This is a genomic window from Paenibacillus sp. 01L418, assembly GCF_056400045.1.
On record NZ_JBFTSN010000637.1, the window covers coordinates 1 to 2,679 of the forward strand.

A 2,679-nucleotide genomic window follows, 5' to 3' on the forward strand; every position below is an offset into this window, starting at 1 on the left:
TGTATTGACTGTTGATTCGATTGAACAGGCCATTGAGCGTGCAGGTACAAAAGCAGGCRACAAAGGTTATGAGGCTGCTACAAGCGCAATTGAAATGGCGAACCTAACCAAACAATTGCAAGGCTAAGCAGCGAAGATAAGGCTAGGCGGGAGGAAATGTAAGTGTCAGTGCTTTATAAGCTGGATTCTTTTGAGGGGCCGCTGGATCTGCTGCTTCACTTGATCGACAAGGCGGAGATCGATATCCATGAGGTGTCTATCAGTGAGATTACAATTCAATATATGGATTATCTTCATGCGATGAAAGAGCTCGAGCTTGAGGTCACGAGTGAATTTTTAGTTATGGCGGCAACCCTTTTGGCGATAAAGAGCAAGCAGCTACTTCCAAAGCCGCCTGTATTTGAGGAAGACTATGAGGATTGGCCGGATGACGGATTGGATCCACGCGATGAGCTCATCCAGAAGCTCGTAGAATACCGGAAATTCAAACAAATAGCCGAGCAGCTGCGCGAGAAGGAATTCGAGCGCAGCCTTGTCTATTCAAGGGAACCTGAGGATATGACGCCATTTTTGAAAGAAGAGATTGTTAATCCGGTGGAGGGTCTTCACTTGTCGGATTTGATTACTGCCTTTCAAAAGGCGCTGCGCCGCGCATCAAGGCGTAATGTCGTTGCTACCATACATCGCGACGAGATTTCCGTTAAAGATCGAATACGGGACATTGTCGAGGTGCTCAAGCAATTCGAAACGGTTCGTTTTTCACGGCTTATTCGCGAGAACATGGACAGGCATGAAATCGTGGTTACTTTTCTAGCCATTCTAGAATTAATGAAAATGAAACATATTCGTTGTTTTCAGCATCAGTTATTTGACGACATCGTCATTCATTGGAGAGGAGAGTCGTCGCAAATTGGATTATCCGAAGTTGAAGACAATTATTGAGGGCCTGCTGTTTATGGCAGGTGATGAAGGCCTTACGAAGCGGCAACTAGCTGATATTTTGGAGCTGGATGCCGAGCTCGCTTCCGATTTGGTTTATGATTTGCAGCGCGATTTGGAGCGCGAGGGGCGCGGTATTCAAATCGCAGAGGTGGCAGCCTCCTATCGGCTGACGACTCATTTGGAGCATGCGCCTTATTTTGAGCGTATGGCATACACTCCTACGAGATCGCAGCTGTCACAAGCTGCATTAGAAACGCTGTCCATCGTCGCTTATCGCCAGCCGATAACAAGAATATCGATTGAAGAAATTCGCGGCGTAAAGAGCGACAGAGCGATTCAATCGCTTGTATCAAAGGATTTAATCGAAGAGGTTGGCCGCGCCGAGCAGATTGGCAGACCTATTTTGTACGGAACAACGAAATCATTTTTAGATTATTTTGGATTGCCGTCCATAAAAGAATTGCCAGAACCAGGCAGCGTTGATATCGATGATGCCTTGGAGGAACAAACTCAGCTGCTATTTGAGAGATTAGATGGCACGCAGATGACAATTGAAGAAATAAAAGAATGAGATTTGGCCGCCGGGTCATACTATATTCAACCCATATTAGGGAAACGGAGGAAGCATCATGATGCTCGGTTACCCCTACGGTTGGATGACGGCGGTCGGTCTCTTTTTTTTGCTCATTTTGGTCGTCTGCCTCACTTCGCAGGTCGAATTAAGAGGCCATCTGAGGAGAATTGATCAAAACGATGATTTTGAGTTGAATATAAAGGCCTTATTTGGAATCCTCAGATACCGCTTTAAAGTGCCGATTATTCAGTTCACAGGAACCTCCATCCAACTTAAGGAACAGGTTTCAAAAAAGAATGTGGCCGTTGACACTTGGAAACAATATAACGAGGACATTGACGCAGAAAAAATAGCGCATCTAATGGAAAGAACAAAACATCTGTTACAAATGACGAAAAACTTAACGGGTTGGGTTAGAAAATCGCTTACGAAGGTCCGTCKTTTGGAATGGAACTGGTCCACATCAGTAGGAACCGGTGACGCAATGTGGACGGCTATGGCGACTGGATTTGTTTGGTCCATAAAAACATCAATCATTGGCGTATTGTCCCAAATGGTTAAGCTCAAAACAGAACCGAAAATGATGGTTCAGCCTATTTATCAACGATCTGCTTTTACAACGGAATGGTCATGCATAGCTCAAATCCGCTTCGGTTATGCTATTCTTGCCGGACTGCAGCTTTTAGTTCGGATGAGGAAATTGAAAGGAGGCGTCAAGGTATGGCAGAACATCCTATTCAAGGCTTAATGCAAACCGCAATGGAAAATATTAAAGAGATGGTTGACGTCAATACTATTGTAGGCGACCCTGTCCAAACGCCGGATGGCAGTATTATTATGCCGATCTCCAAAGTAGGCTTTGGGTTTGTAGCAGGAGGCAGTGACATTCGATTAGATGATGCCGATCATAAGAACGGCTCTCAATCTGATGCACAGCATGCTTCCGTTTCGYTTCCGTTCGGCGGCGGTAGCGGTGGCGGCGTGTCGATTACGCCAATTGCTTTCTTGGTCGTAGGAACACATGGCGTAAAAATTGTTCCGCTCGATAATCAAACACATCTGCTTGAGCGGGTAATCGACTCAGCTCCGCATGTATTTGATAAGCTGCAATCGATGATGAAGCAGCCTTCGAGTACAGGTGTATACACGGATACGTCTCAAAC

At 45.6% G+C, this 2,679-nt stretch carries 5 protein-coding genes; all 5 read left to right on the forward strand.

Annotation, left to right across the window (positions count from 1 at the left end; genetic code table 11):
- Positions 1-127 (forward strand): 6,7-dimethyl-8-ribityllumazine synthase (locus AC1DSE_RS33975; protein ID WP_477528982.1); only part of this gene is annotated, 127 nt, incomplete at its 5' end.
- 35 nt (positions 128-162) lie between these two features.
- Positions 163-942, forward strand: a complete 780-nt coding sequence (locus AC1DSE_RS33980; protein ID WP_339203315.1) for a segregation and condensation protein A — start codon at positions 163-165, stop codon at positions 940-942.
- The gene (gene scpB, locus AC1DSE_RS33985; RefSeq protein ID WP_076271382.1) at positions 911-1,513 is read left to right on the forward strand and encodes an SMC-Scp complex subunit ScpB; all 603 of its coding nucleotides are present in this window, start codon (positions 911-913) and stop codon (positions 1,511-1,513) included. The genes AC1DSE_RS33980 and scpB overlap by 32 nt, the downstream gene beginning before the upstream one ends.
- A gap of 58 nt (positions 1,514-1,571) precedes the next feature.
- Positions 1,572-2,264, forward strand: coding sequence for a DUF2953 domain-containing protein (locus AC1DSE_RS33990; protein ID WP_477528980.1), 693 nt, complete (start codon positions 1,572-1,574; stop codon positions 2,262-2,264).
- The coding region (gene ytfJ / locus AC1DSE_RS33995) for a GerW family sporulation protein (RefSeq protein ID WP_477528981.1) at positions 2,237-2,679 on the forward strand (443 nt) is incomplete at its 3' end. The genes AC1DSE_RS33990 and ytfJ, both read left to right, overlap by 28 nt.